Here is a 24,648-nt window from a genome sequence, read left to right on the forward strand (position 1 = left end):
CGGCCCCCCTTTAGAATTGGTGGGTGCTTCTGCTTGCCCTGGACACCTCCGCCGGCGCCTCCGCCGCCATCACCCGCGACGGCGAGACGCTCGCCGCGTGGAGCACCGATGCGGCCAACGCTCACGCTGAGGTCCTCGCACCGGCGGTGCAGCAGCTGCTCAAGCAGGAGCACCTGTCAGGCACAGACTTGGACGGCATCGTCGTCGGGGTGGGCCCCGGCCCGTTCACCGGTCTGCGGGTCGGCCTCGCGCTCGCGCAGTCTCTGGCCATCGGATGGCGAAGGCCCCTCCATGGGGTCTGCAGCCTGGACTCCCTGGCTCTGCGCGCAGTGGAGAGCGACACTGTCGAGGGCGAGTTCCTCGTGGCCACCGATGCGCGGCGCCGCGAGGTCTACTGGGGCCGCTACGAGAACGATGACGAGGGATCAAGGCTCCTGGAGGGGCCCTTCGTCGGACCGGCGGCTGACCTGCCGGACCTTCCCGCAGTCGGAGCAGGAGTCAGCCTCTACCCGCAGCATCTCCGCGCCTCGGGTGAGGGCTCGGACGTGTGGGTGCCGCACGCCGCAGAGCTGGCCGCGCTGGCAGAGGGCGCGCTCGCCGGTGAGCTGATGGGGGTCTTGTGCGCCCCGCGTCCGCTCTACCTGCGCGATTCCGACGCTAAGGTCCCCGCCCAGCTTCAGCGGGATTCGGCATGAGCGCACCTCCTCAGGGGGCCGCTGAGGACCGTCCCCTCACGCTGCGTCGTATGACCGCCGCCGACGTGCCTGCCGTCCTGGCGCTGGAGCACCAGCTCTTCCCTTCTGACCCCTGGCCGGAGGCCTTCTTCTACGACGAGCTCGCGCAGGCTTCGCCGACCCTCCCCGTCGAGCGGGCGACGCGGAAGTACTGGGTCGCCGAGCAGCAGGACCGGATCATCGCGTACGCCGGGATGATGTGCGTTCTGCCTCTGGCTGACGTGCAGACGCTCGCCGTCGCCGCCGAGGCGCAGGGCCAGGGACTCGGGGGTGAGCTGCTGGGACTGATCGAGGCTGAGTCGCGCACCTGGGGCGCAGAGGATCTGCTCCTGGAAGTCCGGGCGGACAACCCCGGTGCGCAGCGGCTCTACCTGCGGAACGGCTTCGAACAGATTCACCTGCGTCGCACCTACTACGCCGACGGAGGCGATGCCCTCATCATGCGCAAACGACTTGCAGAGCGTCCAGCGCCGCTGGGCCCCGTAGGAGGCACATCATGACGGAGCCGCTGGTGCTGGGGATCGAGACCTCCTGCGACGAGACAGGGATAGGGATCGTGCGGGGCCGGACGCTGCTTGCTCACGAGGTCGCCTCGTCGATGCAGGAGCATGTCCGGTTCGGCGGAGTGATCCCGGAGATCGCCGCCCGAGCCCACGTGGAGGCGTTCGGCCCCACTCTCCGCGCAGCCCTGGACGCGGCAGGCGTGGAGCTTGAGGACATCGACGCGGTTGCGGTCACCGCAGGGCCGGGCCTGGCCGGGGCGCTCATGGTGGGGGTCTCCGCGGCCAAAGGGCTGGCGCTGGCCCTGGGCGCGCCGCTCTACGGCGTCAATCACCTGGTCGCCCACGTGGCTGCAGGCACGCTGAGCAGTGACGAGAGCGGCTTCACCCTTCCGCCTCACACGGGGGCTCTGCTGGTCTCGGGCGGCCATACGGAGCTGCTGCGGGTCGGCTCGCTCAGCAGCGACGTCGAGCTGCTGGGCTCGACCATCGATGACGCCGCCGGAGAGGCCTACGACAAGACAGCGCGTCTGCTGGGACTGGGGTACCCGGGCGGACCCAAGATCGACGCTGCGGCCGCCGACGGCGACCCGAAGGCATTCACCTTCCCGCGCGGGCTGACCGCCCCGAAGTTCGTGGGATCGGCTGCCGCTCCGGGGAAGCACCGGCACGACTGGTCCTTCTCAGGGCTGAAGACGGCCGTTGCGCGGGCTGTTGAGCAGTTCCACCGGGCCGGGCTCCCGGTTCCTGTCGCGGACATCGCCGCGAGCTTCCAGGAGGCGGTGGTGGACGTCATCACCGCGAAAGCAGTACGGGCGTGCGGGGAGCACGGCATCGAGCACCTGCTGCTCGGCGGAGGCGTGGCGGCCAACCGGCGGCTGCGCGCGCTGCTGGCCGAACGCTGCGAGGCTGCCGGGATCAGTCTGACCATCCCACCGGTGAATCTCTGCACGGACAATGGGGCAATGGTGGCTGCCCTGGGTGCGGAGCTGGTGGCCGCAGGCGCCGCACCGTCGGGTCTGGACATTCCCGCGCTCTCCAGCCTCCCGGCTCGGCGCATCACGGTCTGAAGCGCCCGCCCGTTCGCTGCTGGATTCGCGCAGCAATTCGGGCGGATCCGGCGTCAGACGGCGCGGAAGTCCAGCACCGAACGAGGGGAGGGTGGGCCGCCGCGAAGCTGCGGTCCGGGTGCGGGGCCTTCCGCATCGTGCGGGGCCCTGTGCCGCCTCCTGCGTCGATTCCCGTGTTCCGCAGACGGCGTCAAGAGGCTTGTCAGGCGGCTTTCAGCTGGATGAATAGGGTGGGAGCCTGCTGCATCGACGGTGAGGAGAACTGTGGAACTGACGTTTGCCCAGTCTGAGCGGGCCACGCTCGGCATCGAGTGGGAGCTGGCCCTGGTCGATCGCCAGACCGGCGACCTGCGCAGTGTGGCGCAGCGGATCCTCGAGGCTGTTCGCACGGATATGCCCCACCTGACGGACGAGGACGAGCACCCCTACGTCAAGCAGGAGCTGCTGCTGAACACCGTGGAGCTGATCACAGATGTGTGCGGCACGGTGGGCGAGGGCGTCGAGCAGCTGCGTGAGACCGCACGGAACGTCATGCGCCACTGCGAGCCGTTGGATGTGGAGCTCTACTGCCAGGGCTCGCATCCCTTCGCGCCCCCCACCAAGCAGCCGGTGACGGACAAGGAGCGGTACAACGAGCTGATCGAGCGCACGCAGTGGTGGGGACGCCAGATGGTCATCTACGGCGTCCATGTGCACGTGGGGCTTCCCGATGTGAAGTACGCGATGCCCGCCGTCAATGCGCTGTGCAACTACAACGCCCACTTCCAGGCCCTGTCCGCGTCCTCGCCCTTCTGGTCCGGGGAGAACACCGGGTATGCCTCCAACCGTGCCCTGATGTTCCAGCAGCTGCCCACCGCCGGTCAGTCGTACATGTTCGAGGAGTGGTCAGGGTACGAGCGTGCGGTCAGCGACCTCATGCACACCGGGGTGGTCGACGGTGTGGCGGAGGTCCGCTGGGACGTTCGCGCGGTGCCGCGGCTCGGCACTGTGGAGCTCCGCGTGTGCGACGGCGTGGCCACTCTGGAGGAGATAGCAGGTCTTGCGGCGCTCACACAGTGCCTCGTGGAGGAGACGCTTCGCACCTTGGAGGCCGGCGGTTCGGTGACGCCTATGCCCGCCTGGTTCATCAAGGAGAACAAGTGGAGGGCCGCGCGGTATGGGATGGACGCCATCATCATCCTCAACGAGGCGGGGGATGAGGAGCTCGTCGGCGATCATCTGGCGAAGGAGCTGGACCGCCTGGAGCCGATCGCGAAGCAGCTGGGCTGCGCGGAGGAGCTGCGCTACGTGGACCAGATGGCCAAGCAGGCCGGCTATCAGCGGCAGAAGAAGGTGGCGGAGCTCCACGACGGCGATCTCCGTCAGGTGGTCCTGGACTCTGCGGCCCGCACCCGCACCAGCATCAACGGCCTCTCGCCGCTCTGAGCCGCACCCCGCGCCGCGCCCTCCGGATTCGGCCGTATCCTAGCCCGGATGACTCTGAGACTCCGTGTGACGGGAACCGCGCTGGTCGCTGCCCTCTTTCTCTCCGCGTGCGGGGATGACCAGACGCAGGAGGCCGGCACAGGCGAGGAGGAGCCCTCCCAGGAGGAGCTCGCGGAGCAGGAGGCCGCCGAGGAGGAGGCCAGGCAGCGAGAGGCTGCGGAGCAGGCCCTGGAGGAGCGGGCGGCAGCCCTGTCCGGGCCGGGTGAGGAGCATGCCGAGCAGGCGGCCGAACTGGTGGCGGAGATGTCTCTGCCCCAGCTGGCTGGGCAGGTCCTGATGGGTGAGTACTCGGGGGTCGACGGCGCGGAGGCCGCCGAGCTCATCGAGGAGCACCATCTGGCCGGCGTGATCGTGATGGGCCACAACGTGCCTGCCGAGGCCGGAGAGGTCGACGTGGAGCGGCTCGCCGCCGAGCTGGAGCGCATCCGTTCTGCAGGCGAGGGGGAGAGAGCCGTCGCCCCGATGGTCTCGGTCGATCAGGAGGGCGGGCTGGTGACGAGGGTGGGCGATCCGCTCACTGAGTGGCCCACGCCGATGGCATACGGGGCGATCCCCTCGGACGAGGCGGAGGAGGATCCCGACACCGTCGTCGAGGCCGATGCGGCGGAGGTCCACCATGGTCACCGGCAGATGGCCGCGGAGCTGGAGGGCATCGGGTTCCACATCAGCTTCGCGCCGAACGCCGACGTCACGATGGGCGTCGAGGACCCGACGATCGGCTCGCGATCCTTCGGCAGCGATCCGGAGGCGGTCGGTCACCTGGCGCTCAGCGGCATCCGCGGTCTGGCGGAGGGCGGGCTCGCAGGATCGGTGAAGCACTTCCCCGGCCACGGGTCCGTCTCGGAGGACTCCCATGACACGCTGCCCGTGCAGGATCAGAGCGTCGATGAGCTGCGCAGCCGGGACTGGATCCCCTTCGCCGAAGCGGCGGAGGCGGGAGTGCCCATGGTGATGATGGGACACCTGGATGTCCCCGACCTGGATCCTGGGGTGCCGTCGTCGTTGTCCTCAGCGGCGTACGACGAGATCCGGCAGATGGGCCATGAGGGAGTGATCGTCACCGACGCGATGAACATGGGGGCTATCGCCCAGGGCTATGGGGGTGACCAGGCCGTGGTCGATGCGCTCGCGGCCGGCGCCGATCTGCTGCTGATGCCGGCCAGCGCCGCGGGTGCTCACGCGGCCATTGTGGAGGCAGTGGGGTCTGAGGAGGTTCCTGAGGAGAGGCTCGTCGAGGCGGCTGAGCGCGTGGCAGCCCTGGCGCTGTGGCAGCAGGGGCTGGCGGCCGGTGCGCTGGCCGCCGGCCCCGGTGCTGAGCTGGCCGATGAGATCGCCCCGGAGGGGGAGAGCCTCTGGGATCTTGACGGGCCAGGCGTGGCCGAGAGGGTGGCCGCTGAGGCCGTCACTCTGGTGGAGGGCGAGTGCGGTGTCCCGGCGGTGGAGGACGCCGTGCAGGTCGTCGGCGGCACCGAACAGGATCGCGCACGCTTCTCGCGGGCTGCGGAGGGCGCCGGCCTGGAAATCGGATGGGGGACTGTGGTGACTCTGCTCGGCGGCACGACCGCAGGGAGTGGGGATGTCGTAGTCGCCGTGGACCGTCCGGAGGCGCTCGCCGATTCCGCTGCTGCGACGAAGGTGGGACTCTTCGGACGGTCCGAAGAGAGCTTCGATGCTCTGATCGAGATTCTCCAGGGGGCGGAGGCTCCCGGGCAGCTTCCCGTGCAGGTGGGGGAGTTCGAGCTGGGACACTCCGCGTGCTGAGCGTGGGCCCGTGCGTACATTGGGCGCATACTGCGACTGCGTTGCAATAAATATATTGCAATCTCTTTATATGTCTGGGAGGGTAGGACTGTGCGCGATGAGCCGGGTCTGGCTGAAGCGGCTGAGCTTTTCAAAGTTCTCGGCAATGAGTCGAGGCTCTGGCTGGTGAGGCTGATCGGACAGAGGGCGCGGACTGTGGGAGCGCTGGTGGAGGCGACAGGAATGTCGCAGCCCCTCGTCTCACAGCACCTGCGGACTCTGAAGCAGGCCGGACTCGTCACCGCGGGCCGCCATGGTCGTGAGGTGGAGTACCATCTCGCCGACCAGCATGTGGCTCACGTGGTCGACGATGCCGTGGCTCACGCGCAGGAAGAGAAATAGTTCCGTCGCGGCCCCGCCGCAGAAGGAGGCCATCATGGCTGCATGCACCATCGCCGAGCACACTGTGACCGAGCACCAGCACGGTCCTTCCTGCGGTCACGAGTCCGTTGTGCACGACGGACACACTGACTACATCCACGACGGTCACCGTCACCACGAGCACGGTGACCACTACGACGAGCACTGAGCGCCGTCGCTGAGCAGCACTGTGCCCGAGCCCGCTTCTTGAAGGGCTCGGGCACAGTCATGCCCAGGGAGCTCAGCCCTGGCGCGCCTTCAGGCGTGGATTTCGCTTGTTGATGACGTACGTCTTGCCGCGCCGTCGCACCACCTGTGAGCCCGGCTGATTCTTCAGGGAGCGCAGTGATTTCCGGACCTTCATGTCGACCTCCTGTTGAGAATGAGATGCAATAGCATGTAATCTACGACGGATGGATGACGCAAGCAACCCCCGCGCGCAGTGCAAGGCCGATGTGACCGTGGTCGCTGGAGCATGCGGTCCGGAGCGCCATCAGTACGCCCGCAGCCTGGCCAGGCGCGAGGGCCGCGTGCTCTTCGACGCCAGCCGCATCGCCGGAGACCCCGATGCGGTCGTCCGATGGCTGCACGGGCGAGCCCTGTCCGCCGACCCGCGCGACGCGGTCGTGGAGGCGCCGCTGCACGCCGATATGACCCATCTCATCGGGGAGTATGCAGACCCGGGCGGGGGCACTCAGCTCAGCGGCATCATCGCGGTCGTCGACGCCCTGCACCTGATTGCAGACCTGCGCGGTGAGGACTACGTGGTCACCGACCTGACGCGCCGGGGCGTCCGGGACGAGGCGCGCTTCACAGCGCGTGCCCAGCTGATGGTGCAGCAGATCGAATACGCCTCCGCTGTGGTTCTCGTCAGCAGCGACGGGCTGAGCGCTCAGCAGATCGGCCTGCTGCAGGGGCTGATCAGCCACCTCAGCCCGCACGCCGCCATCGTGACAGCCCGGCAGGAGCCCGCCGGGCGCAGCGGCCAGCTCTACACTCAGGACCAGACCCGCCCAGGGTGGGTCTGCCTGCTCAACAGCGACTTCAGGCCGGCGCACGATCACCCGCGGGTGCTGTCGCTGAGGTACGAGACTCCGCGGGCGTTCCACCCGAAGCGCCTGAAGGCGCTTCTGGACGGGCCCGTGGAGCACGAAGAGTTTGGGAAGCTCATTCGCTCCTCGGGCTTCTGCCGGCTGGCCACGCGCCCGCACATCACAGCGCACTGGGAGCATGTGGGCACGCTCTTCTCCATGAGTCCCCTCACGTTCGACCACCAGATGACCGACCCTGAGGAGATTCTGGCCTTCGGGCAGGACCTTGCCCTGACAGGGATCGACCTTGACCACGAGGGTCTGACATCGGCCCTCGACGAGGCGCTCCTGACGGATGAGGAGCTCGCCGCAGGGCCGAGCAGGTGGTCCTCCTTCGCCGACCCCTTTCCGGGGTGGGCGACGAGCTCTGAGGCCGACGGGTGAGGGACGGGGACCAAACATTACAAACGTACGGTTCCTCTGCTAGGGTGAGCTCCGGCGGGAATTCCCGCAAGGACGACCACCTCACGCCGGCGATCCGCCCCAGCCGGCTCGCAGCCTGATCTCGCGCCGCCGCATCTGTCGTCCCATGCGGCCGTCGCAACGGTGCATATGACTGTGCAGACTTCTGCCCACCCGCAGCCCCAGAGCATGCCCGCCCAACGTGCCGGACTGCGCGCCTGGCTGGGCCTGGCTACGCTGGTGCTCCCCGTCATCCTCATCGCGGTGGACATGACGGTGCTCAGCTTCGCAGTCCCCCATCTCTCCGCAGACCTGGCTCCGACCAGCGAGCAGCTGCTGTGGATAGTGGACATCTACGGGTTCCTCATCGCCGGCTTTCTGATCACTATGGGATCCATCGGTGACCGCATCGGTCGCCGGCGCCTGCTGCTCATCGGCTCCGCCGCGTTCGGGATCGCCTCAGCGCTGGCCGCCTTCAGCACCACCGCCGGCATGCTCATCGCAGCCCGGGCCCTTCTCGGTGTGGCCGGAGCGACCCTGATGCCCTCCACCCTCTCGCTGATCCGCAGCCTGTTCCCCCACGAGCGTCAGCGCATGGTCGCCATCGCGGTCTGGGCCTCGGCCTTCTCGGCAGGTGCGGCCTTCGGCCCCATCCTCGGGGGAGTGCTGCTCGAGCACTTCTTCTGGGGCTCGGTATTTCTGATCAACCTGCCCGTCGTCGCCCTGATCCTCATCGCCGTGCCGCTGCTGGTCGTCGAGTCAAAGGACCCCAACCCGGGGCGCATCGATGCGGCCTCTGTCCTGCTCTCCCTGACGGGAATGCTCATGGCGGTCTACGGGCTCAAGCGGCTTGCCGCCGGTGAGGTGACCGTCATCAGCGTCGCCGCGCTGCTGATGGGCGCGGCGGCGGTCGGCGTCTTCATCCGCAGGCAGCGCAGGCTGGACCACCCCCTGGTAGACCTCTCGCTCTTCGCGGTGCCGAGGTTCCGCGCCGGCATCGTCACCAACTTCATGCTGATCTTCTCGCTGGTCGGAACTCTGTTCTTCCTCACGCAGCTGCTGCAGTCCGGCTACGAGATGAGCCCTCTGCGAGCAAGCCTCGTGCTTGTGCCCGGCCTGGCCATCTCGGTGCTGGCCAGCTTCATCGTGATCCCCATCGCCCGCCGCTTCTCCCTGCGATCGGTGATCGCCGGAGGCCTCACCGTGTCGGCCTCGGGGCTGGCCCTGATCTCGCAGCTTCCGGCCCAGGACGGCGTGCTGCTGGCCCTGCTGGCCTTCGCCGCCGTCGGCCTCGGCAGCGGAATGGCCGAAACGGTGACCAACAGCGCCGTGCTCAGCGCGGCCCCGCCCCACCGTGCCGGCGCCGCGTCCGCCATCTCGGAGACAGCCTACGAACTCGGAGGCGCACTCGGGATTGCAGTGCTGGGGAGTGTGCTCAGCACCGGCTACCGGGCGCAGCTGACGAGCGCTGCGCCTGAGGAGGCCGCTGCGGGAGACGTCTCCGCAGCCTCGGAGACCATCAGCGGAGCTTCGGTGGTGGCTGAGCGCATCGGAGGCCCAGTGGGGTCGGAGCTGTGGGCCAGCGCCCAGAGCGCGTTCGCCGATGCTGTGAGCCTCACCGGATTCCTTACTGCTGCCCTGGTGCTGATCACCGCAATCCTGGTATGGATCATTCTCCGCCGAGACCGCAGCCCGCAGGGCACTGAGGAGTGACGCCTGACCCTTGGGGTCGCCGCTAGAATGAAGCTGATGAGTGCGCCCGAGATGAGCCCCGCCGCGCGACTTCTGCGCGGGCTGCTCATCGCCTCCAGCGCAGTGGGTGTCGGCGCCCTGGCTCATGTGCTCGGAGGCCATCACGGGCCCCACCCCGTGGTGATTCTTCTGGCCGTGGCGGTCGCGGCTCCCATCAGCACCGCGCTGACCGCCGCGAGACTGTCTCGGCTTCGGCTGGCGCTCGCCGTGCTGGCCAGTCAGGCGGCGCTGCACGGGCTGTTCGTGCTTCTGCCGGCGGCAGAGGCGAGCAGCCTCCAGCACGGATCGGCCGAGGGCCCCCACGCTCATCATGCAGCTTTCGTGACGGTCTCCGGCGGGTTTGAGTCGGCCTCGCATCCGTCCGACGTGTGGATGGCTGCGTCCCATGCTGCGGCAGCGCTGGTCACGTACCTGCTGCTGCGCCGCGGTGAGAGCGTCCTGGCCGCCTTGAGCCGGATGTTCGGCATAGCCCCGATCGCTTTGGATCTCTGGGGTGCGGGCCCGCTGCCGGCACAGGCGCGGCTGCCTCAGATGCCGCGGTCTCCGCGGCTGCCCCGACCCAGCTCTGACGTCCAGGGCCCATGCCCCACGCGTGGCCCACCCCTCTCCCATCAGCACTGACGAACTGTGACCTTAAGCTGCCTGCGCCCGCCCAGGGCGCAGTCGCAGCGCCTGCTGAGAGAAGGACATGACATGAAAACCTATGAGCATCGCTCTGCCCACCTGCCCGCCGTCGTCGCCCTGTCCGCCGCCGGTGCGCTGACCCTCGCCGGCCTGACGGTGGTCCCCGCCCACGCCCATGACTCGCTGATCGGATCGAACCCCGAAGCGGGCGAAATCCTTGACGCCCCTCCGTCGGAGGTTGTGCTCGAGTTCTCCGGCGACGGGCTGACCACGGGTGATGCGGTGACCAACGACATCTGGGTGCTGGACGAGGAGGAGGAGAACTGGGCCTCCGCAGAGCCGGCTGAGGTCGAGGGCTCCACGATGCGCACCGACCTTGCCGAGGAACTGCCCAGCGGGGAGTACGAAGTTCTCTATCGCGTGGTCTATTTGGACGGTCACGATGAGGAGCTCAGCTTTGAGTTCGAGGTCGATGCGGAGGAGCCGGAGGGCGAAGTGGCCGCCGAGGAGGACAGTCAGAACGAGCCGGCGGAGGAGGATCAGGAGGCGGATGCCGACGCGCCCGCTGCGGGAGACGACGATGACGATGCGGACCTCACGGCGGACGACGCTGATGAGGGCGGCCAGTGGTGGCCCATCCTGATCGGTCTGGGAGCGCTCGCAGCGGTCGCTGCGGCAGCTGTGCTTCTGCGCCGCAGGCTCAGGCGCGACGACCGCAGCTGACCTGCGGCGTTGAGGCGGCCGGCGGGTGCTGCACTGTCAGCGCCGGCCGGCCCCTCGGCCGAGGGGTTCGACGATCGCGACGAGCCGCTCGTTCCCGACGCGCGTGATCACCAGCACTCGATGCACGGGAGATGCGGAGCGGTGCCGACCGGCCAGAAGCTGGGAGCGAAGCTGCTCGGGCACCACGTCGACCCCGCGCTTCTTGATCTCCAGCGACGTGACACCCTCATCGGCCGCCCACCGGCGCAGCGCCTTGGGCTTGAACGGGCGCACCTCAAGGACTCGGTAGCCGTGGGTCATCGGTGCGAGGTTCGAAGGAGCGTGATCCACCGGTCCGCAGATGTAGGCGATGTGCTCATCCAGCAGGACCGCCCCGAGCGATTCGGCGAGCTCGGCCACCAGGCCTGCGCGGATCACGGCAGGGTCCGGTTCCCACAGAACTCCCGTGAGACCGTCTCTGCCGGCAGCCTCAGGGTGCACTCCCTCGCCGAAGTCGCTCGAGGATGTCAGCTCCGTGACCGAACGCTCCGCGTCCCTGTCCGAGAGGGCGGTCGCAGCTCGTCGCACCCCCGTGCGAGCGAGGCCGTTGAACCACAGGACCACCTCGACCAGCTCGCCGTCGACGCTGACCCATTCGGCCTCGCAGCCAGCTGGGATCAGGTCGTGGGGCATGCCGGGACCCAGTTTGACGCCCATCGGCACCCCGGTGGCTGCCAGGTCGGCGACGAAGCTCAGGGGTGGGGAGAAGTCTTCGGGGTCCCACAGCCGCGATCGTGCATCACGGCGAGCAGGGTCCAACCACAGCGCGGCCGCGGGATCGGCCTCGCGGAGGGCGTCCTGTGCCTCCGCATGCAGCACGCTGGCTTCCGGAAAGGGCAGCAGGTTCATCGTGGCGGCCGCCGCCGTGGTCTCATCGGCGTCCACTGCGGTCACCTTCAGCCCTGCGCCGGCAAAGGCCATGGCATCGCCTCCGAGCCCGCACCCGAGGTCAATGACGTGCTCCGCCCCATCGCGAACCCGAGCCGCGTGGCGGGCTGCGGCAGAACGCCTGGTGGACTGCTGAAGCCCTTCTCGGGTGAGCAGCATGCGGGCCGCAGCATCCCCGAACTTGGGCCGGGCTTCGGCCCTCAGCTGCGACTGCGTCAGCGCTGCGGCCACGGTGCTGGGGTCCCACCCCTCTTTGCGCAGGCGCGCGTTCAGCGCTGCGGAGCTGGCGGCGTCGTAGGGCGGCAGGGAGTTCAGCAGCTCCCACCCCTCGGGGCTGAGGACCGGTTTGAGTTCGGTATCTGACACGGGGCCACGCTATAGGAGGTCGGCGCCGAAGCGCCCTGAGCCATTTCGCAACATTTGTGTAACGCAATGGTCGCCTTGTTGCCGAAGATGCCGCGCACGCATATGCTCTTTTCTGCTTAGGACAGGCTAAGTAAATTTGACGATGAGGACGGTATGCCTTCGATGATCACTCCACCCGCTGCGACGTCCGGCGAGACGACGACACTGGCCAAGCTGCTCTCCGCAGGGGCGGTGGCTCTCCTGGCGCTCACCGCCTGCGGCGACAATGGTGAGCAGGAAGCCGAAGAGGCTGAGGCCGGCGCGGACACCGCGGCAGAGGACGCGGGCCACTCCGACGGTGCGGAGGAGGCCGAGGGGGAGAATGGTGCCCAGGAGGGCGGCGGCACCGTCGAGATCGAGGACGATCACGGAACCCACGACATCAGTCTCGACGAGATCGACTCCGTCGGAGCGTTCGACAACCGCACCTTCCGCCTCCTGGAGGATCTGGGCGTGGAGCTGGACGTCGCCGCCCGAGGGCTCATGCAGTCCCACATCCACGAGGTCTATGCCGACGATGAGGACATCCTCGACACCGGAAACCACCAGGAGCCCGACTTCGAAGTCTTCGCCGCTGCGGAGCCGGACCTGGTCATCACCGGTCAGCGGTATTCCCAGTACTACGACGACATGGCCGCCCTGATGCCCGAGGACGGCGTCATCCTGGAATGGAGCGAGGCGCTCGAAGACCCCGAGACCCTCTTTGACGGTCTGCGCGAGCAGGCACAGAGCATCGGGACGATCTTCGCCGCCGAGGATGAGGCCCAGGCGCTGATCGACGACCTCGACGCCGCCATCGAGCGTGCATCCGAGGCGTACAGCGGTGAGGACACCGTGATGGGTCTGCTGACCTCCGGCGGCGACATCAACTATGCAGGCCCCAACGAAGGCCGCGCCGTTGCCGAGATCTTCCAGGAGCTCGACCTGGAGCCCGCCCTTGAGGTGGAGGACGAATCCAGCGACCACGAGGGGGATGACATCTCGGTGGAGGCCATTGCCGACGCGGATCCGGACTGGATCATCGTGCTGGATCGCGACGGCATGAACCCCGAGGACCCGGAGTACACCCCGGCCGAGGACCTCATCGCGGACTCGCCCGCCCTGCAGGAGACCTCCGCGATCGAGCAGGACCAGATCGTCTATATGCCGCAGGGCATGTACCTCACTGAGGACGTCCAGGCCTACACCGACTTCCTCAACGACTTCGCTGACGCCCTCGAGGGCGCCCAGTAGAGGTCGGAAGCTCTCTGATGACCACCACTCTGCGCCAAGACGTCTCGCAGACCAGCCGGGAGATCCTGGTGGAGGATGTGCGGACCCGGCGGCACAAGCGGCTGTGGACCCCGGCGTTCTTGGCGGCGATCCTGGTGACCGTCGCACTGCTGGTTCTCTCCCTCCTGACCGGGCAGTTCGACGTCTTCGGCGGAGACGAGTGGGAGAACCTCTGGATGTTCGGCATCACGCGCGTGCCCCGCACGGCCGCGCTGGTGCTCACCGGTGCGGCCATGGCGATGTGCGGGGTCATCATGCAGCTGCTGACGCAGAACCGCTTCGTCGAGCCGTCCACGATGGGCACCACCGAGTGGGCAGGCCTGGGCTTGGTGCTGATGATGTGGCTGGTGCCCAGTGCGACCCTCTTCGAGCGGATGATCGGCGCCGTCGTCATGTCCTTCATCGGGACGATGGTGTTCTTCGCGTTCCTGCGTCGAGTCTCCCTGAAGTCCAGTCTTATCGTGCCCATCATCGGCATCATGCTCGGAGCAGTCGTCTCCTCGGCGACGACCTACCTCGCCCTGATGACCGACCGGCTGCAGACACTGGCCATCTGGTTCCAAGGATCCTTCACCGGGGTGATCCAAGGCCGGTACGAGCTGCTGTGGATCGTCCTCGGCGTCACGGTCCTGGTCTTCATCGTCGCTGATCAGTTCACCGTTGCCGGACTGGGGAGGGACATGGCGACCAACGTCGGGCTGAACTACGGAATGGTCCTCTTCATGGGCACGTCCATGGTCGCGGTCGCAACGGGTGTGACCGCGACCGTGGTCGGCGTGCTGCCCTTCCTCGGCCTGGTGGTGCCCAACATGGTGGCCCTCTTCCGGGGCGACGACCTCCGCACCAACCTGCCGTGGGTGGTGCTCGTGGGCATCTGCACCGTCACCGTCTGCGATCTCATCGGCCGAGTCATCATCGCGCCCTTCGAGATCCCAGTGGGCATGGTGCTCGGGCTGGTGGGCGGTGCCGTGTTCCTCGGACTGCTGCTGCGCCAACGGCGGAAGGGCGGTCTGGCCGCGTGATGCTCAAGACAGCCGACAGCCGAGCGCGCGCCGAGGCGAGCACCGGAGCCGCAGGTCCTCAGCGGCGCTCGGGCCCGGTCGCCGACCGGCGCCACCTGCGCCGCTATGCGATGACGATGACTGCGCTGGTGGTGCTCGCCGTCGGCATCACATTCGGCATCATGACCTGGAACAACCCTGCTGAGGCCGGCTCGCGGCCGTGGTGGCTCATCGTGGACATGAGGCGGGACTCCCTGATCACCATCGCCGTGGTGGCCATCTGCCATTCCGTGGCTACGGTCGCCTTCCAGACGGCTGTGAACAACCGGATCCTGACGCCGGGCATCATGGGATTCGGCTCCCTGTACACGGTGATCCAGACCTCGGCAGTCTTCCTGCTCGGCGTCAGCGGGGCCAGTGCGCTGGTGGGTGTGGTCCCGTTTCTTCTTCAGATGGCCGCCATGGTGCTGCTCGCCACGGTCCTCTACACCTGGCTGCTGGGCGGGAAGTTCTCGAATGTCCACATCATGCTGCTCGTCGGAGTCGTCCTGGGAGGCGTCCTCGGCTCGTTGTCCGGCTTCATGCAGCGGATGCTCACCCCGAGCGAGTTCGACGTTCTTCAGGCACGCCTCTTCGGCAGCATCTCCAACGCGCGATCGGACTACCTGCCGTACGCCATCCCCATCGTGCTCGCCGTGGCGGCTCTGCTGTGGATCCGAGCCAACACGCTCAACGTGATGGCCCTGGGCAGAACCAGCGCACTGAACCTCGGCATCAGCTACAAGCGGGAGCTGATCGTCATCATGGCGCTGGTGTCCCTGCTGGTGGCTGCGGCCACAGCGCTCACCGGTCCCATGATGTTCTTGGGCTTTCTGGGTGCGATCCTGGCCTATCAGTTCGGGGACACCTATTCGCACCGCATGCTCTTCCCCATGGCGGTGCTCTTTGCGTACACCATTCTGGCGGGGAGCTACTTCGTCCTGCGTCACATCTGGGACGCCGGCGGAGCCGTCACCATCATTGTTGAGCTGATCGGCGGCGCGGTCTTCCTCGTCGTCCTCATGAGAAAGGGGCGCCTGTGAGCATCACACTGACCGAGGTCGCCAAGAGCTACTCCGACACCGTGAGGATCGGCCCGGTCTCCGCGGAGATCGAAGCCGGAGGAGTGACCGCCCTGGTCGGCCCGAACGGTGCCGGCAAGTCCACCATCCTCACCATGATCGGCCGGCTGCTCGACATCGACACCGGCCGGATCACGGTCGGCGGGCAGGATGTGGCGAGCACCCCGTCCAGGACGATCGCCACGATCCTCTCCGTCCTGCGGCAGGAGAATCATTTCGTCACCCGGCTGACCGTGCGCCAGCTCGTCGGGTTCGGCCGATTCCCGCACTCCCGGGGCCGGCTGACGCTCGGCGATGAGCGATACATCTCCGAAGCGATCGACTTCCTCGACCTGACGGACCTGGAGAACCGGTACTTGGACCAGCTCTCAGGAGGCCAGCGCCAGAGGGCCTACGTGGCGATGGTTCTGGCGCAGAACACCGACTACGTGCTCCTGGACGAGCCTCTGAACAACCTCGATATGCAGCATGCGGCAGCGATGATGAAGCAGCTGCGGCGGGCCGCTGACGAGCTCGGCAGGACCATCGTCATCGTGCTGCACGACATCAACTTCGCCGCGCACTACTCGGACAGGATCCTTGCCATGAAGGACGGCCAGGTGGTCCGGCACGGCACCCCTGCTGAGATCATGCGCGATGAGGTGCTCTCGGACATCTTCAACACGGAGGTGAGCGTCATCGAAGGACCCCACGGTCCGCTGGCGGTCTACTACTGAGCTGGGCTCAGAGGATGCCGCGCAGCGGGAGGAGGGCGAGCTCCACGGCGCGCACCGCCTGCGGGCGCTGCTGCCACTCCTCAGCTGTCAGGAGTTCGCAGTGCTCGGCGTCGGCCTCGAACACCTTCTCCACCTCGGCCGCGAAGCCCTCATCGATGACCTCGAGGTTGGTCTCGTAGTTCAGGCCCAGTGAGAGCCGGTCAATGTTCGCGGTGCCGATGGTGGACCAGACGCCGTCGATGGTCGCGGTCTTGGAGTGGATCATGGCCGGCGTGTAGAGAAGCACCTTCACCCCCGCCTCCAGCATGTCTGTGTAGAAGCCGCGCGTGACCCAGTCGACGACCACGTGGTTGGACTCCTTCGGGAGCATGATCCGGACATCGACCCCGCGACGGGCCGCTCGCATGAGCGGTTTGAGCACCTGCTGGTCTGGGACGAAGTAAGGCGTCGTGAGCCAGATCCTGTCCTCTGCACGCTCGATGGCCTTCAGGTACATATGGCGGATCGGATAGACCAGCTGCACCGGCAGGTTCGATGCGACGCGCACCCTGGGGTTCCAAGACTGGGGAGGAATCCAACCGATGCGCGTGCTTCCGCTTCGGCCCTCGTTCCAGACATTCGCGAAAGCCTGTCGAAGGTCCCAGACAGCCGGGCCGACCTCCCGAACGTGGGTGTCTCGCCATTCGCGGGCGAACTCGTCGCCGATGTTGAATCCGCCGACGAAGCCGGTCTCGTCGTCCACCACCAGGATCTTCGAGTGGCTGAGGCCGGTGTAGCGGATCGGGCCGCGCCAGATCTGGGACTGAAGCGGCGGCATCCGGTGGGAAGAGATCCGAGGATCCAGCTGCCCGAAGAAGGAGCGGGGCACCGTGTGATTCCCGTAGAGGTCGTAGATGACGTACACCTGGACACCGCGTGCGGCGGCTGCATTCAGCGCATCCATGATCCGTCGGCCGACGGCGTCGTTCTGCCAGATATAGGTCTGCAGCATCACTGACGTCTGGGCGCTGTCGATCGCAGCGACCATGTCGTCGAACAGGGGGCCGCCTGCGGTGTAGATCGTCATCTGAGACTCTTCGACCTCGGTGCCGAAGAGCCCGGGCTGCGGCGGGCGGCGCGATCCCCGCTCCTTCTGCCGATGCCTGTCCCAGAGCAGCAGGCCCCCGACAACGGCAGCCTGAGCTCCCGCGAGCGTCGCCGCTCCCGCCGCGGCTGTCTTCATCAGCTTCCCTGCCATGCGCTCCAGCCTACCGAGTGCCGCAGACCGGAGAGTCCAGCAGTCGGACTTCTGGGCAGGATCCTGTGACACGGGCGCGCCGAGAGTTAGGATCTCTCAGTTTTCCCATTCCCGAGACGAACGAGTCACCACAGCTATGCCCAACACTGCCGACACCGCTCTCAGCGCAGAACCTGAGGCGAACCCCAACCAGCACGACCTGATCGCCGACGAGAACCTGAGGACGCCTCGTCGACGCATCATTGCCGCTTCTCTCATCGGCACGACGATTGAGTTCTACGACTTCTACATCTTCGCGACGGCGGCCGCCTCGATCTTCCCGCTGCTGTTCTTCTACGGCGACGATGAGGGCACTGCTGTGCTGCTGTCGCTGACCACCTTCGGCGTGGCCTTTCTGGCACGTCCGCTGGGCGCAGTGATCTTCGGCCACTACGGCGACAAGATCGGCCGCAAGGTCACCCTGGTCGGCGCGCTGCTGATCATGGGCATCGCGACCTTCCTGATCGGCCTGCTGCCCACCGTCCACCAGGTGGGGCTGTGGGCTCCGGCGATGCTGACGGTGCTGCGCTTCTGCCAGGGCCTCGGCCTGGGCGGCGAGTGGTCCGGCGCGGCACTGCTCGCCTCGGAGACCGCCCGCCCGGGGAAGCGTGCCCAGGCCGCCATGTGGCCCCAGCTCGGTGCACCCTTCGGCTTCATCCTCGCCAACGGACTGTTCCTGGCCCTGGCCGTCGGCTTCGACTTCAACCTGGCCGATGCTGCCGCGGCAGGCACCAGTGCCCTGGACGACCCGTTCCTGGTGTGGGGATGGCGTGTGCCGTTCATCCTCTCCCTGATCATGGTCGCCGTGGGGCTCTACATCCGGCTGCGGATCGAGGAGACCCCCGTCTTCGCGAAGGCGCTGAAGAACAACGAGAAGGTCAAAGCGCCCATCGGCGAAGTGTTCAGCAAGAACTGGCGGGAGATCATCCTCGGCACCTTCATCATGCTGGCCACCTATGGGCTCTTCTACATCATGACCACATGGATCGTGACCTACGCGGTCCAGCCTGAGACCGTGGGCTCTCTGGGGTACGACTACCAGTCGTTCCTGGGACTGCAGATCGTCTCCATAGTGCTCTTCGCGATCTTCATCCCCATCGCCGGCCGGCTCGCGGACCGCTTCGGCCGACGCCGGATGCTGATCACCACCACGTCCGGAATCATCGTCTTCGGCCTCAGCTTCGGCCTGTTCATCGGACCGGAGGTCCTGGGCACCGGCGCGGACATGAACGTCTGGCAGATGTTCGCCTTCCTCAGCGTCGGCATGGCGCTCATGGGGCTCACCTTCGGGCCGATGTCGGCATATCTTCCGGAGCTGTTCCCGACGAACACCCGGTACACCGGCTCGGGGGTGGCCTACAACCTCTCGTCCATCCTCGGTGCAGCGGCGACCCCGCCGGTGGCCAGCTACCTGGTCCAGAGCTACGGGGTGCACGCTGTGGGCTTCTACCTGGTGTTCCTGGCGAGCCTGACGATGATCAGCCTGCTCTTCTCGCCGGAGACGAACCACCGTTCGCTCTACACCGAGGAGAAGCTCTCGGCCTGATCGGCGAGCGGCGCATCGGCTATGAGGAAGGCCTCCACCCCCAGCGGGGCGGGGGCCTTCCTCATGCCTGGACTCCCGAGTAGCCTGGCAGGCATGTTAGCTGCATTCTCCGTTGCCCCAGATTCCGCCTCGGCCTCCGACGACGGCTCAGTCAGCGACGCCGTCTCGGCAGCAGTGAAGGTGGTGAAGCAGTCGGGCCTGCCCTACGAGCTGACGTCCATGTTCACCACGATCGAGGGCGAGTGGGACGAGGTGTTCTCCGTGATCAGGCAGGCCACCGATGCCGTAGTGGCGGTCTCGCCCAGGGTGAGCCTGGTCGTGAAGGCAGACATCCGTCCCGGCTACACCAACCAGCTCAGGGACAAGGTCGAGCGTGTGGAGCAGAAGCTGAGCGAATAGCCCCGTCCGGCATCAGTCGGCGATGGTGGCGATGGTGTCGCCGCCCTTGACTCCGGTGCCCGGCTTGATCTTCAGGCCTTTGAGCTTTCCGGACTTGTGGGCGCAGATCGGCTGCTCCATCTTCATGGCCTCGAGCACCACGACGAGGTCGCCCTCGGCGACCATGTCGCCGTCGGATGCGGCCACCTTCACCACAGTGCCCTGCATGGGAGAGGTGAGAGCGTCTCCGCTTGCCGCCGTCGTCGCGGCTGTGCGCTTGCGGCGTGCCTTCTTGGAGCTCACGGACGCGCCGCCCCCGAGTCTGCCGTTGGCGAGGCTGCTGGGGACTGAGACGCTGACTCGTTTGCCGTTGACCTCGACGACGACGTCTTCGCGGGACTCGGACTCCGATCCTCCGGCGTGGGCGGCCAGGGCGTTGAACGGCGTGATCTCACCGTCGAACTCGGTCTCGATCCAGCGGGTGTGCACGCTGAAGGAGGCAGGGGACTCCTCGCTCAGCTCAGGAGCGAAGGCTTCGTCCCTGACTACCAGGCGATGGAAGGGAAGCACCGTGGGCATGCCTTCCACCTGCATCTCCTGCAGCGCGCGCGACGCCCTCTGCAGGGCCTGCCTGCGGTCGGAGCCGGTGACGATCAGCTTGGCCACCATGGAGTCGAAGCTCCCGGAGATCGTCTCTCCGGCCCGCACGCCCGAGTCCACGCGCACGCCAGGTCCGGACGGGACGTCGAAGCGGTCCAGGCTTCCGGGGGCGGGCATGAAGTTTCGTCCAGCATCCTCGCCGTTGATCCGGAACTCGATGCTGTGGCCCCGTGAAGCGGGGTCGTCGTAGCCGAGCCTCTCTCCGCGTGCGATGCGGAACTGCTCGCGGACCAGGTCGATTCCGGTGACCTCTTCGGTCACGGGGTGCTCCACCTGCAGCCGGGTGTTCACCTCGAGGAAGCTCAGAGTGCCGTCCTGTCCGATGAGGAACTCGCAGGTCCCGGCGCCGGTGTATCCAGCCTCCTTGAGGATGGATTTCGAGGCTCGGTAGAGCTGCCTGGTCTGCTGCCGCGACAGGTACGGAGCAGGCGCCTCCTCGACCAGCTTCTGGTTGCGCCGCTGCAGCGAGCAGTCGCGGGTGGAGACGACCACGACATCTCCGTGGGCGTCGGCCAGGCACTGGGTCTCCACGTGGCGGGGCCGGTCGAGGAACTTCTCGATGAAGCAGTCGCCCCGGCCGAAGGCGGCGGTGGCCTCGCGGACCGCGGACTCGTAGAGCTCCACGATCTCGTCGCGCTCCCGGACCACCTTGATGCCCCGGCCGCCGCCGCCGTGGGCTGCCTTGATGGCGATCGGCAGGCCCTGCTTGTCGGCGAACTTCAGCACTTCCTGGACGTCCTTGACGGGCTGCTTGGTGCCGGGCGCGAGGGGGGCGCCGACCTTCTCGGCGATCTGGCGGGCGGTGACCTTGTCGCCGAGCTTGCTGATCGCCGCGGGGGAGGGCCCGATCCACACCAGCCCGGCCTCGATGACGGCCTGGGCGAAGTCGGCGTTCTCGGAGAGGAATCCGTAGCCGGGGTGCACGGCGTCGGCGCCGGTGGCGCGGGCGGCGTCGATGATCTTCTCGATGCTGAGGTACGACTCCGCCGCAGACTCTCCGCCGAGTGCGTAGGCCTCGTCGGCCAGGTGCACGTGCACCGCGTCGCGGTCGGGCTCTGCGTAGACCGCCGCGGCCAGGAGGCCTTCGTCGTGGGCGGCGCGGATGATGCGCACCGCGATCTCCCCGCGGTTGGCGATCAGTACTTTGGAGAACTCGGTCATCTCAGGCGTCCTTCGTCGTGTCGTTGCGGAAGTCTTGAACGGTGCGGCCCATCCGTTCCAGCAGTCGTGCCAGAGCCGCGGGGGAGACCCCGATGACGGCGTCCCGATCGCCGTCGACGTGGTCGATGAATGCGGCCGCTCCGCCTTCGAGGGTGAAGGCTCCTGCGCAGTGCAGAGGCTCTCCGGAGGAGCAGTAGGCGCGGACCTGCTCGTCGCTGGGGCGGCCGAAGGTGATGTCTGAGGAGACGGTCTCCGCCGCCGCCTCGAGCTGGCCGGTGTCGCCCGGGGTCGATCCCAGCAGGACCTCCATCCCGGCCCCGGCCCAGTGGCGGGCCTTGGAGCCGTGGGGCGTCGCCTCCACCAGCCAGTGGCCGGTGTGCAGGGTGCCGGTGGTTCCGCGCATCCGGTGCCAGCGTGCCACTGCGGTCTCCACGTCGTAGGGCTTGCCGTAGGCGACGCCCTCCAGCTCGAAGACCGAGTCGCAGCCCAGGACGAAGGCTCCGCGCGCCTCGGGCCGGGAGGCGACGTCCTCGGCCTTGGCCTGGGCGAGCATCAGGGCCTCTTCGGCCGGCGAGACCGGTCCGCCCGCCTCCACCGCCTGCTCGACCAGGATGCGTTCGTCGATGTCTGAGACCACCACGTCGAAGTCGATGCCCGCATCGGACAGGATCTGCCGTCGGCTGGGGGACGCGGAGGCGAGGATGAGCCGCGGGCGGTTCGCTCGGGCGCTCATCGGGGGACCCCTGCGCTTCTCCAGGACTCTGGGCCCGGGCGCCCCCACAGTCCGATGCGGCTGAAGGTCAGGCTGCGACGACGCTGCAGACGGCGGTCCCGGGGTCCGGTCTGGCCGGCATCTCCGTTCTCGTCGCTGTCCGCCCCGGCGAGTGAGGCGATCACGCTGACGACGGCGGCCGTCTCCTCGTACGACAGCTGCGCCCCGGTGATGCTCAGCTGGGGCTCGTCGGGACCCGCGCCGGCCTCCTCGGGGCCGGCGTCAGCCGCTGCCTCGCCGGTGAGAGTCTCTGCGGCAAGCCCGCTTCCGGAATCCAGGGCGCTCACAGCGGAATGTTCCCGTGCTTCTTGGCGGGGAGGGTCTCACGCTTGTGGAAGGTGGCTCGCAGCGCCTTGGCCACCTGCCAGCGGGTCTCCGCAGGTTCGATGACCGCATCGATGTAGCCCAGCTCGGCGGCCTGGTAGGGGTTGAGCAGCTCGGCCTCGTAGTCGTCGATCAGCTCGGTGCGCCGCGCCTCGACGTCGCCGCCGCTCTTCTCGGTCTGCGCCAGGTCGCGGCGGTGGAGAATGTTGACCGCTCCCTGGGCTCCCATCACGCCGATCTGGGCGGTGGGCCACGCCAGGTTCACGTCGGCGCCCAGCTTCTTGGAGCCCATGACGATGTATGCGCCGCCGAATGCCTTGCGCGTGATGACGGTGATCTTGGGAACGGTCGCCTCAGCGTAGGCGTAGAGCAGCTTCGCGCCGCGGCGGATGATGCCGTTCCACTCCTGGTCGGTGCCGGGCAGGAAGCCGGGGACGTCCACGAGGGTCAGCACGGGGATGTTGAAGGCGTCGCAGAAGCGGACGAAGCGGGCAGCCTTCTCCGAGGCGGAGATGTCCAGGGTGCCGGCGAACTGGGACGGCTGATTGGCGACCACGCCGACGCTGCGTCCTTCGACGCGGCCGAACCCGATCATCACATTGGGCGCGTACATCGGCTGCAGCTGCAGGAAGTGGCCGTCGTCGAGTATCTGCTCGACCAGCTCCGTCATGTCATAGGGGGCAGACGCTGAGTCGGGGACGAGTTCGTTGAGGGCCTCATCCTCAGGCTCCACCTTGGGGCGGGTCTCATAGGCGTCGAGAGCCTCCTGGTCCACGGGGGCCTCGGCCAGGTTGTTCAGCGGAAGGAACTCGAGGAGCTCCTTGGCGAACTCGATGGCGTCCTCTTCGTCCTGGGCCATGTAGCTGGCCGTGCCGGTGGTGGTGCTGTGGGAGCGGGCCCCGCCGAGGGACTCCATGTCGACGTCTTCGCCGGTGACGGACTTGATCACGTCTGGGCCGGTGATGAACATGTGGCTGGTCTTGTCGACCATGATGATGAAGTCGTTCAGCGCCGGCGAGTAGGCCGCACCCCCGGCCGATGGCCCCATGATCAGGGTGATCTGCGGGACCACGCCGGAGGAGTGCACGTTGTTGCGGAAGATGTCGGCGAACATCGCCAGCGACGCCACGCCCTCCTGGATGCGCGCTCCGCCGCCGTCGTTGATGCCGATGACGGGACAGCCGTTGCGGGCTGCGAACTCCTGAACCTTGACGATCTTCTCGCCGTTGACCTTCGAGAGAGATCCGCCGAAGACGGTGAAGTCCTGCGAGTAGACCGCCGTCAGGCGCCCGTCGACGGTTCCGTATCCGGAGACCAGGCCGTCGCCGATGGGGTGCTTGGCGTCCATGCCGAACGATGTTGAGCGGTGCACAGCGAGCGCATCGAACTCCACGAAGCTGCCCTCGTCGAGGAGCATCTCCACCCGTTCCCGGGCGGTGTGCTTGCCGCGGTTGTGCTGCTTCTCCACGGCGGCCTGACCCGCGGGGGCCAGGGACTCGTCGCGACGACGGCGGAACTCGGCCAGCTTGCCGGCGGTCGTCTTCAAGTCGGGCTCAGAGGTCATATCAGCACGCGCTTTCGTCGGAAATCCACAAAACTGACGTCAGTCTATGCACCGCATCACAGTGCTCCGTTGTGGACCCCCTACAAATCTTGCGGACCGTCTAATGTGATCGTCATGGAGAGCAGGGAGTCGGTGCGGGCGTGGGCGCCGCTTGATGAGGGGCGGCTGCAGCGAGAGCTGGTCGGCTCCGGGGTCTGCAGCCGCGTGGTGCGGGTGGACTCGACGGGCTCCACCACCGCGGACCTTGTTGAGGCGGCTCGTCGGGAGGACTTCGCCCAGCAGTGGCCTCACGCGTCGGTGCTGACCTCGGAGGAGCAGACAGCGGGTGCCGGTCGCACGGGACGTGCCTGGGCATCGCCGAGGGGCGCAAGCCTCTCCACATCTGTGGTGCTCCGGCCCTCTCTTCCTGCGTCGCAGCGGCATTGGCTGAGCCTGGTCTCGGGACTCGCGCTCGTGCAGACCCTCGACGAGGACTACGGTCTCGATGCGTCGCTCAAATGGCCCAATGATGTGCTGATAGGGGCGGCACGCGATGAGCCGGGCCGCAAGATCGCGGGGAGTGCGGCGGTTGCTCCCCCCGGTGCGCGGGACGCTGTCATCGTCGGCTGCGGCATCAACGTCCTGCTGGGCGAGGAGGACCTGCCCACCGAGACCGCCGCATCCCTGCTGCTCGAGAGTCGGGCTCCTCTGTCCGACGACGTGAGGACCGACCTCCTCATTGCGTGGCTTAGTCGTTTCCAGCGCCTCAGCGCTCTGTCGGAGCGCGCCGGTGACATCGCGCCGGTCCGGCCGATGATCGTGGAGAGGATCAGCACGATCGGCCAGCAGGTGAGAGTCCATCTCCCCGGCGAAGAGCGGGTGATGGGCACAGCCGTGCGCGTGGAGGAGGACGGGGCCCTGACCGTGGAGACGGCGCAGGGGCCCCGGAGCTTCTACGCCGGAGACGTCGTGCATCTCAGACGCGACACGTAGACTGCTCTCAGA

General features: G+C 67.4%; 25 protein-coding genes. 18 read left to right on the top strand and 7 right to left on the bottom strand.

The genetic code is table 11. From position 1 onward, the window contains the following. The first annotated feature begins 23 nt into the window (after positions 1–23). From tsaB to FS388_RS08435, 7 genes are all read left to right on the top strand, one after another. Positions 24–695: a tRNA (adenosine(37)-N6)-threonylcarbamoyltransferase complex dimerization subunit type 1 TsaB gene (gene tsaB / locus FS388_RS08405; protein WP_146341014.1), complete on the top strand. Its 672-nt coding sequence runs from the start codon at positions 24–26 to the stop codon at positions 693–695. Continuing rightward, positions 692–1,234 carry a ribosomal protein S18-alanine N-acetyltransferase gene (gene rimI / locus FS388_RS08410; RefSeq protein WP_146341015.1) on the top strand — a complete coding sequence of 181 codons (543 nt, stop codon included), beginning with the start codon at positions 692–694 and terminating at the stop codon, positions 1,232–1,234. Before tsaB ends, rimI begins: the two co-directional genes overlap by 4 nt. Then, positions 1,231–2,304: a tRNA (adenosine(37)-N6)-threonylcarbamoyltransferase complex transferase subunit TsaD gene (gene tsaD, locus FS388_RS08415; protein WP_146341016.1), complete on the top strand. Its 1,074-nt coding sequence runs from the start codon at positions 1,231–1,233 to the stop codon at positions 2,302–2,304. Before rimI ends, tsaD begins: the two co-directional genes overlap by 4 nt. A gap of 264 nt (positions 2,305–2,568) precedes the next feature. Then, positions 2,569–3,729 (top strand): glutamate--cysteine ligase, encoded by a 1,161-nt coding sequence (locus tag FS388_RS08420; RefSeq protein ID WP_146341017.1) that lies wholly within the window; start codon positions 2,569–2,571, stop codon positions 3,727–3,729. A 48-nt stretch (positions 3,730–3,777) separates the two neighbouring features. Then, positions 3,778–5,550 (top strand): glycoside hydrolase family 3 N-terminal domain-containing protein, encoded by a 1,773-nt coding sequence (locus FS388_RS08425; RefSeq protein ID WP_305778813.1) that lies wholly within the window; start codon positions 3,778–3,780, stop codon positions 5,548–5,550. A gap of 90 nt (positions 5,551–5,640) precedes the next feature. Then, entirely contained in the window at positions 5,641–5,931 is a 291-nt protein-coding gene (locus tag FS388_RS08430) for a helix-turn-helix transcriptional regulator (RefSeq protein WP_146341018.1), read from the top strand. Between the two features lie 34 nt (positions 5,932–5,965). After that, positions 5,966–6,118, top strand: coding sequence for a zinc transporter permease (locus tag FS388_RS08435; RefSeq protein WP_146341019.1), 153 nt, complete (start codon positions 5,966–5,968; stop codon positions 6,116–6,118). A 72-nt stretch (positions 6,119–6,190) separates the two neighbouring features. On the opposite strand, the gene ykgO is transcribed toward FS388_RS08435, so the two are convergent. Beyond that, positions 6,191–6,313 carry a type B 50S ribosomal protein L36 gene (gene ykgO / locus FS388_RS08440; RefSeq protein WP_146341020.1) on the bottom strand — a complete coding sequence of 41 codons (123 nt, stop codon included), beginning with the start codon at positions 6,311–6,313 and terminating at the stop codon, positions 6,191–6,193. Between the two features lie 49 nt (positions 6,314–6,362). Here ykgO and FS388_RS08445 point away from each other — a divergent pair, with 49 nt between their 5' ends. The 4 genes from FS388_RS08445 (at position 6,363) to FS388_RS08460 (ending at position 10,541) form a co-directional block, all read left to right on the top strand. Continuing rightward, positions 6,363–7,424, top strand: coding sequence for a GTP-binding protein (locus tag FS388_RS08445; RefSeq protein WP_146341021.1), 1,062 nt, complete (start codon positions 6,363–6,365; stop codon positions 7,422–7,424). A gap of 168 nt (positions 7,425–7,592) precedes the next feature. After that, entirely contained in the window at positions 7,593–9,155 is a 1,563-nt protein-coding gene (locus FS388_RS08450) for an MFS transporter (protein WP_146341022.1), read from the top strand. 36 nt (positions 9,156–9,191) lie between these two features. Then, positions 9,192–9,815 carry a hypothetical protein gene (locus tag FS388_RS08455; RefSeq protein WP_146341023.1) on the top strand — a complete coding sequence of 208 codons (624 nt, stop codon included), beginning with the start codon at positions 9,192–9,194 and terminating at the stop codon, positions 9,813–9,815. Between the two features lie 72 nt (positions 9,816–9,887). Further along, the gene (locus tag FS388_RS08460; RefSeq protein ID WP_146341024.1) at positions 9,888–10,541 is read left to right on the top strand and encodes a copper resistance CopC family protein; all 654 of its coding nucleotides are present in this window, start codon (positions 9,888–9,890) and stop codon (positions 10,539–10,541) included. Positions 10,542–10,577: 36 nt separating this feature from the next. Here the strand turns inward: FS388_RS08460 and FS388_RS08465 are convergent, their stop codons facing one another. Continuing rightward, on the bottom strand, positions 10,578–11,834 hold the full coding sequence (locus FS388_RS08465; protein WP_146341025.1) for an SAM-dependent methyltransferase: 1,257 nt from the start codon (positions 11,832–11,834) through the stop codon (positions 10,578–10,580). Between the two features lie 162 nt (positions 11,835–11,996). Here FS388_RS08465 and FS388_RS08470 point away from each other — a divergent pair, with 162 nt between their 5' ends. The 4 genes from FS388_RS08470 to FS388_RS08485 are packed head-to-tail and all read left to right on the top strand — an operon-like array spanning position 11,997 to position 15,983. Further along, on the top strand, positions 11,997–13,106 hold the full coding sequence (locus FS388_RS08470) for a siderophore ABC transporter substrate-binding protein (RefSeq protein WP_146341026.1): 1,110 nt from the start codon (positions 11,997–11,999) through the stop codon (positions 13,104–13,106). 17 nt (positions 13,107–13,123) lie between these two features. Then, the gene (locus tag FS388_RS08475; RefSeq protein ID WP_146341027.1) at positions 13,124–14,167 is read left to right on the top strand and encodes an ABC transporter permease; all 1,044 of its coding nucleotides are present in this window, start codon (positions 13,124–13,126) and stop codon (positions 14,165–14,167) included. Then, entirely contained in the window at positions 14,167–15,228 is a 1,062-nt protein-coding gene (locus FS388_RS08480; protein WP_146341938.1) for an iron chelate uptake ABC transporter family permease subunit, read from the top strand. The genes FS388_RS08475 and FS388_RS08480 overlap by 1 nt, the downstream gene beginning before the upstream one ends. Further along, entirely contained in the window at positions 15,225–15,983 is a 759-nt protein-coding gene (locus FS388_RS08485) for an ABC transporter ATP-binding protein (RefSeq protein WP_371708167.1), read from the top strand. Before FS388_RS08480 ends, FS388_RS08485 begins: the two co-directional genes overlap by 4 nt. A 7-nt stretch (positions 15,984–15,990) precedes the next feature. On the opposite strand, the gene FS388_RS08490 is transcribed toward FS388_RS08485, so the two are convergent. Continuing rightward, on the bottom strand, positions 15,991–17,220 hold the full coding sequence (locus FS388_RS08490) for a phosphatidylserine/phosphatidylglycerophosphate/cardiolipin synthase family protein (protein WP_146341028.1): 1,230 nt from the start codon (positions 17,218–17,220) through the stop codon (positions 15,991–15,993). A 136-nt stretch (positions 17,221–17,356) separates the two neighbouring features. Here FS388_RS08490 and FS388_RS08495 point away from each other — a divergent pair, with 136 nt between their 5' ends. Together FS388_RS08495 and FS388_RS08500 are read left to right on the top strand one after the other, a co-directional pair. Then, positions 17,357–18,805 carry an MFS transporter gene (locus FS388_RS08495; protein ID WP_146341029.1) on the top strand — a complete coding sequence of 483 codons (1,449 nt, stop codon included), beginning with the start codon at positions 17,357–17,359 and terminating at the stop codon, positions 18,803–18,805. Between the two features lie 93 nt (positions 18,806–18,898). Further along, positions 18,899–19,204, top strand: a complete 306-nt coding sequence (locus FS388_RS08500; RefSeq protein ID WP_146341030.1) for an MTH1187 family thiamine-binding protein — start codon at positions 18,899–18,901, stop codon at positions 19,202–19,204. Between the two features lie 12 nt (positions 19,205–19,216). On the opposite strand, the gene FS388_RS08505 is transcribed toward FS388_RS08500, so the two are convergent. The 4 genes from FS388_RS08505 to FS388_RS08520 are packed head-to-tail and all read right to left on the bottom strand — an operon-like array spanning position 19,217 to position 23,664. Continuing rightward, on the bottom strand, positions 19,217–21,004 hold the full coding sequence (locus FS388_RS08505; protein ID WP_146341031.1) for a biotin carboxylase N-terminal domain-containing protein: 1,788 nt from the start codon (positions 21,002–21,004) through the stop codon (positions 19,217–19,219). A gap of 1 nt (position 21,005) precedes the next feature. Continuing rightward, positions 21,006–21,737, bottom strand: a complete 732-nt coding sequence (locus FS388_RS08510) for a nucleoside triphosphate pyrophosphatase (RefSeq protein WP_146341032.1) — start codon at positions 21,735–21,737, stop codon at positions 21,006–21,008. Beyond that, positions 21,734–22,063, bottom strand: coding sequence for a hypothetical protein (locus tag FS388_RS08515; protein ID WP_146341033.1), 330 nt, complete (start codon positions 22,061–22,063; stop codon positions 21,734–21,736). Before FS388_RS08515 ends, FS388_RS08510 begins: the two co-directional genes overlap by 4 nt. After that, on the bottom strand, positions 22,060–23,664 hold the full coding sequence (locus FS388_RS08520; RefSeq protein ID WP_146341034.1) for an acyl-CoA carboxylase subunit beta: 1,605 nt from the start codon (positions 23,662–23,664) through the stop codon (positions 22,060–22,062). The genes FS388_RS08515 and FS388_RS08520 overlap by 4 nt, the downstream gene beginning before the upstream one ends. A 114-nt stretch (positions 23,665–23,778) precedes the next feature. Here FS388_RS08520 and FS388_RS08525 point away from each other — a divergent pair, with 114 nt between their 5' ends. Next, positions 23,779–24,636: a biotin--[acetyl-CoA-carboxylase] ligase gene (locus FS388_RS08525; RefSeq protein WP_146341035.1), complete on the top strand. Its 858-nt coding sequence runs from the start codon at positions 23,779–23,781 to the stop codon at positions 24,634–24,636. The last annotated feature ends 12 nt before the right edge of the window (positions 24,637–24,648 follow it).

The sequence above is a fragment of the Nesterenkonia sp. NBAIMH1 genome (assembly GCF_007922635.1).
Lineage (GTDB): Bacteria > Actinomycetota > Actinomycetes > Actinomycetales > Micrococcaceae > Nesterenkonia > Nesterenkonia pannonica.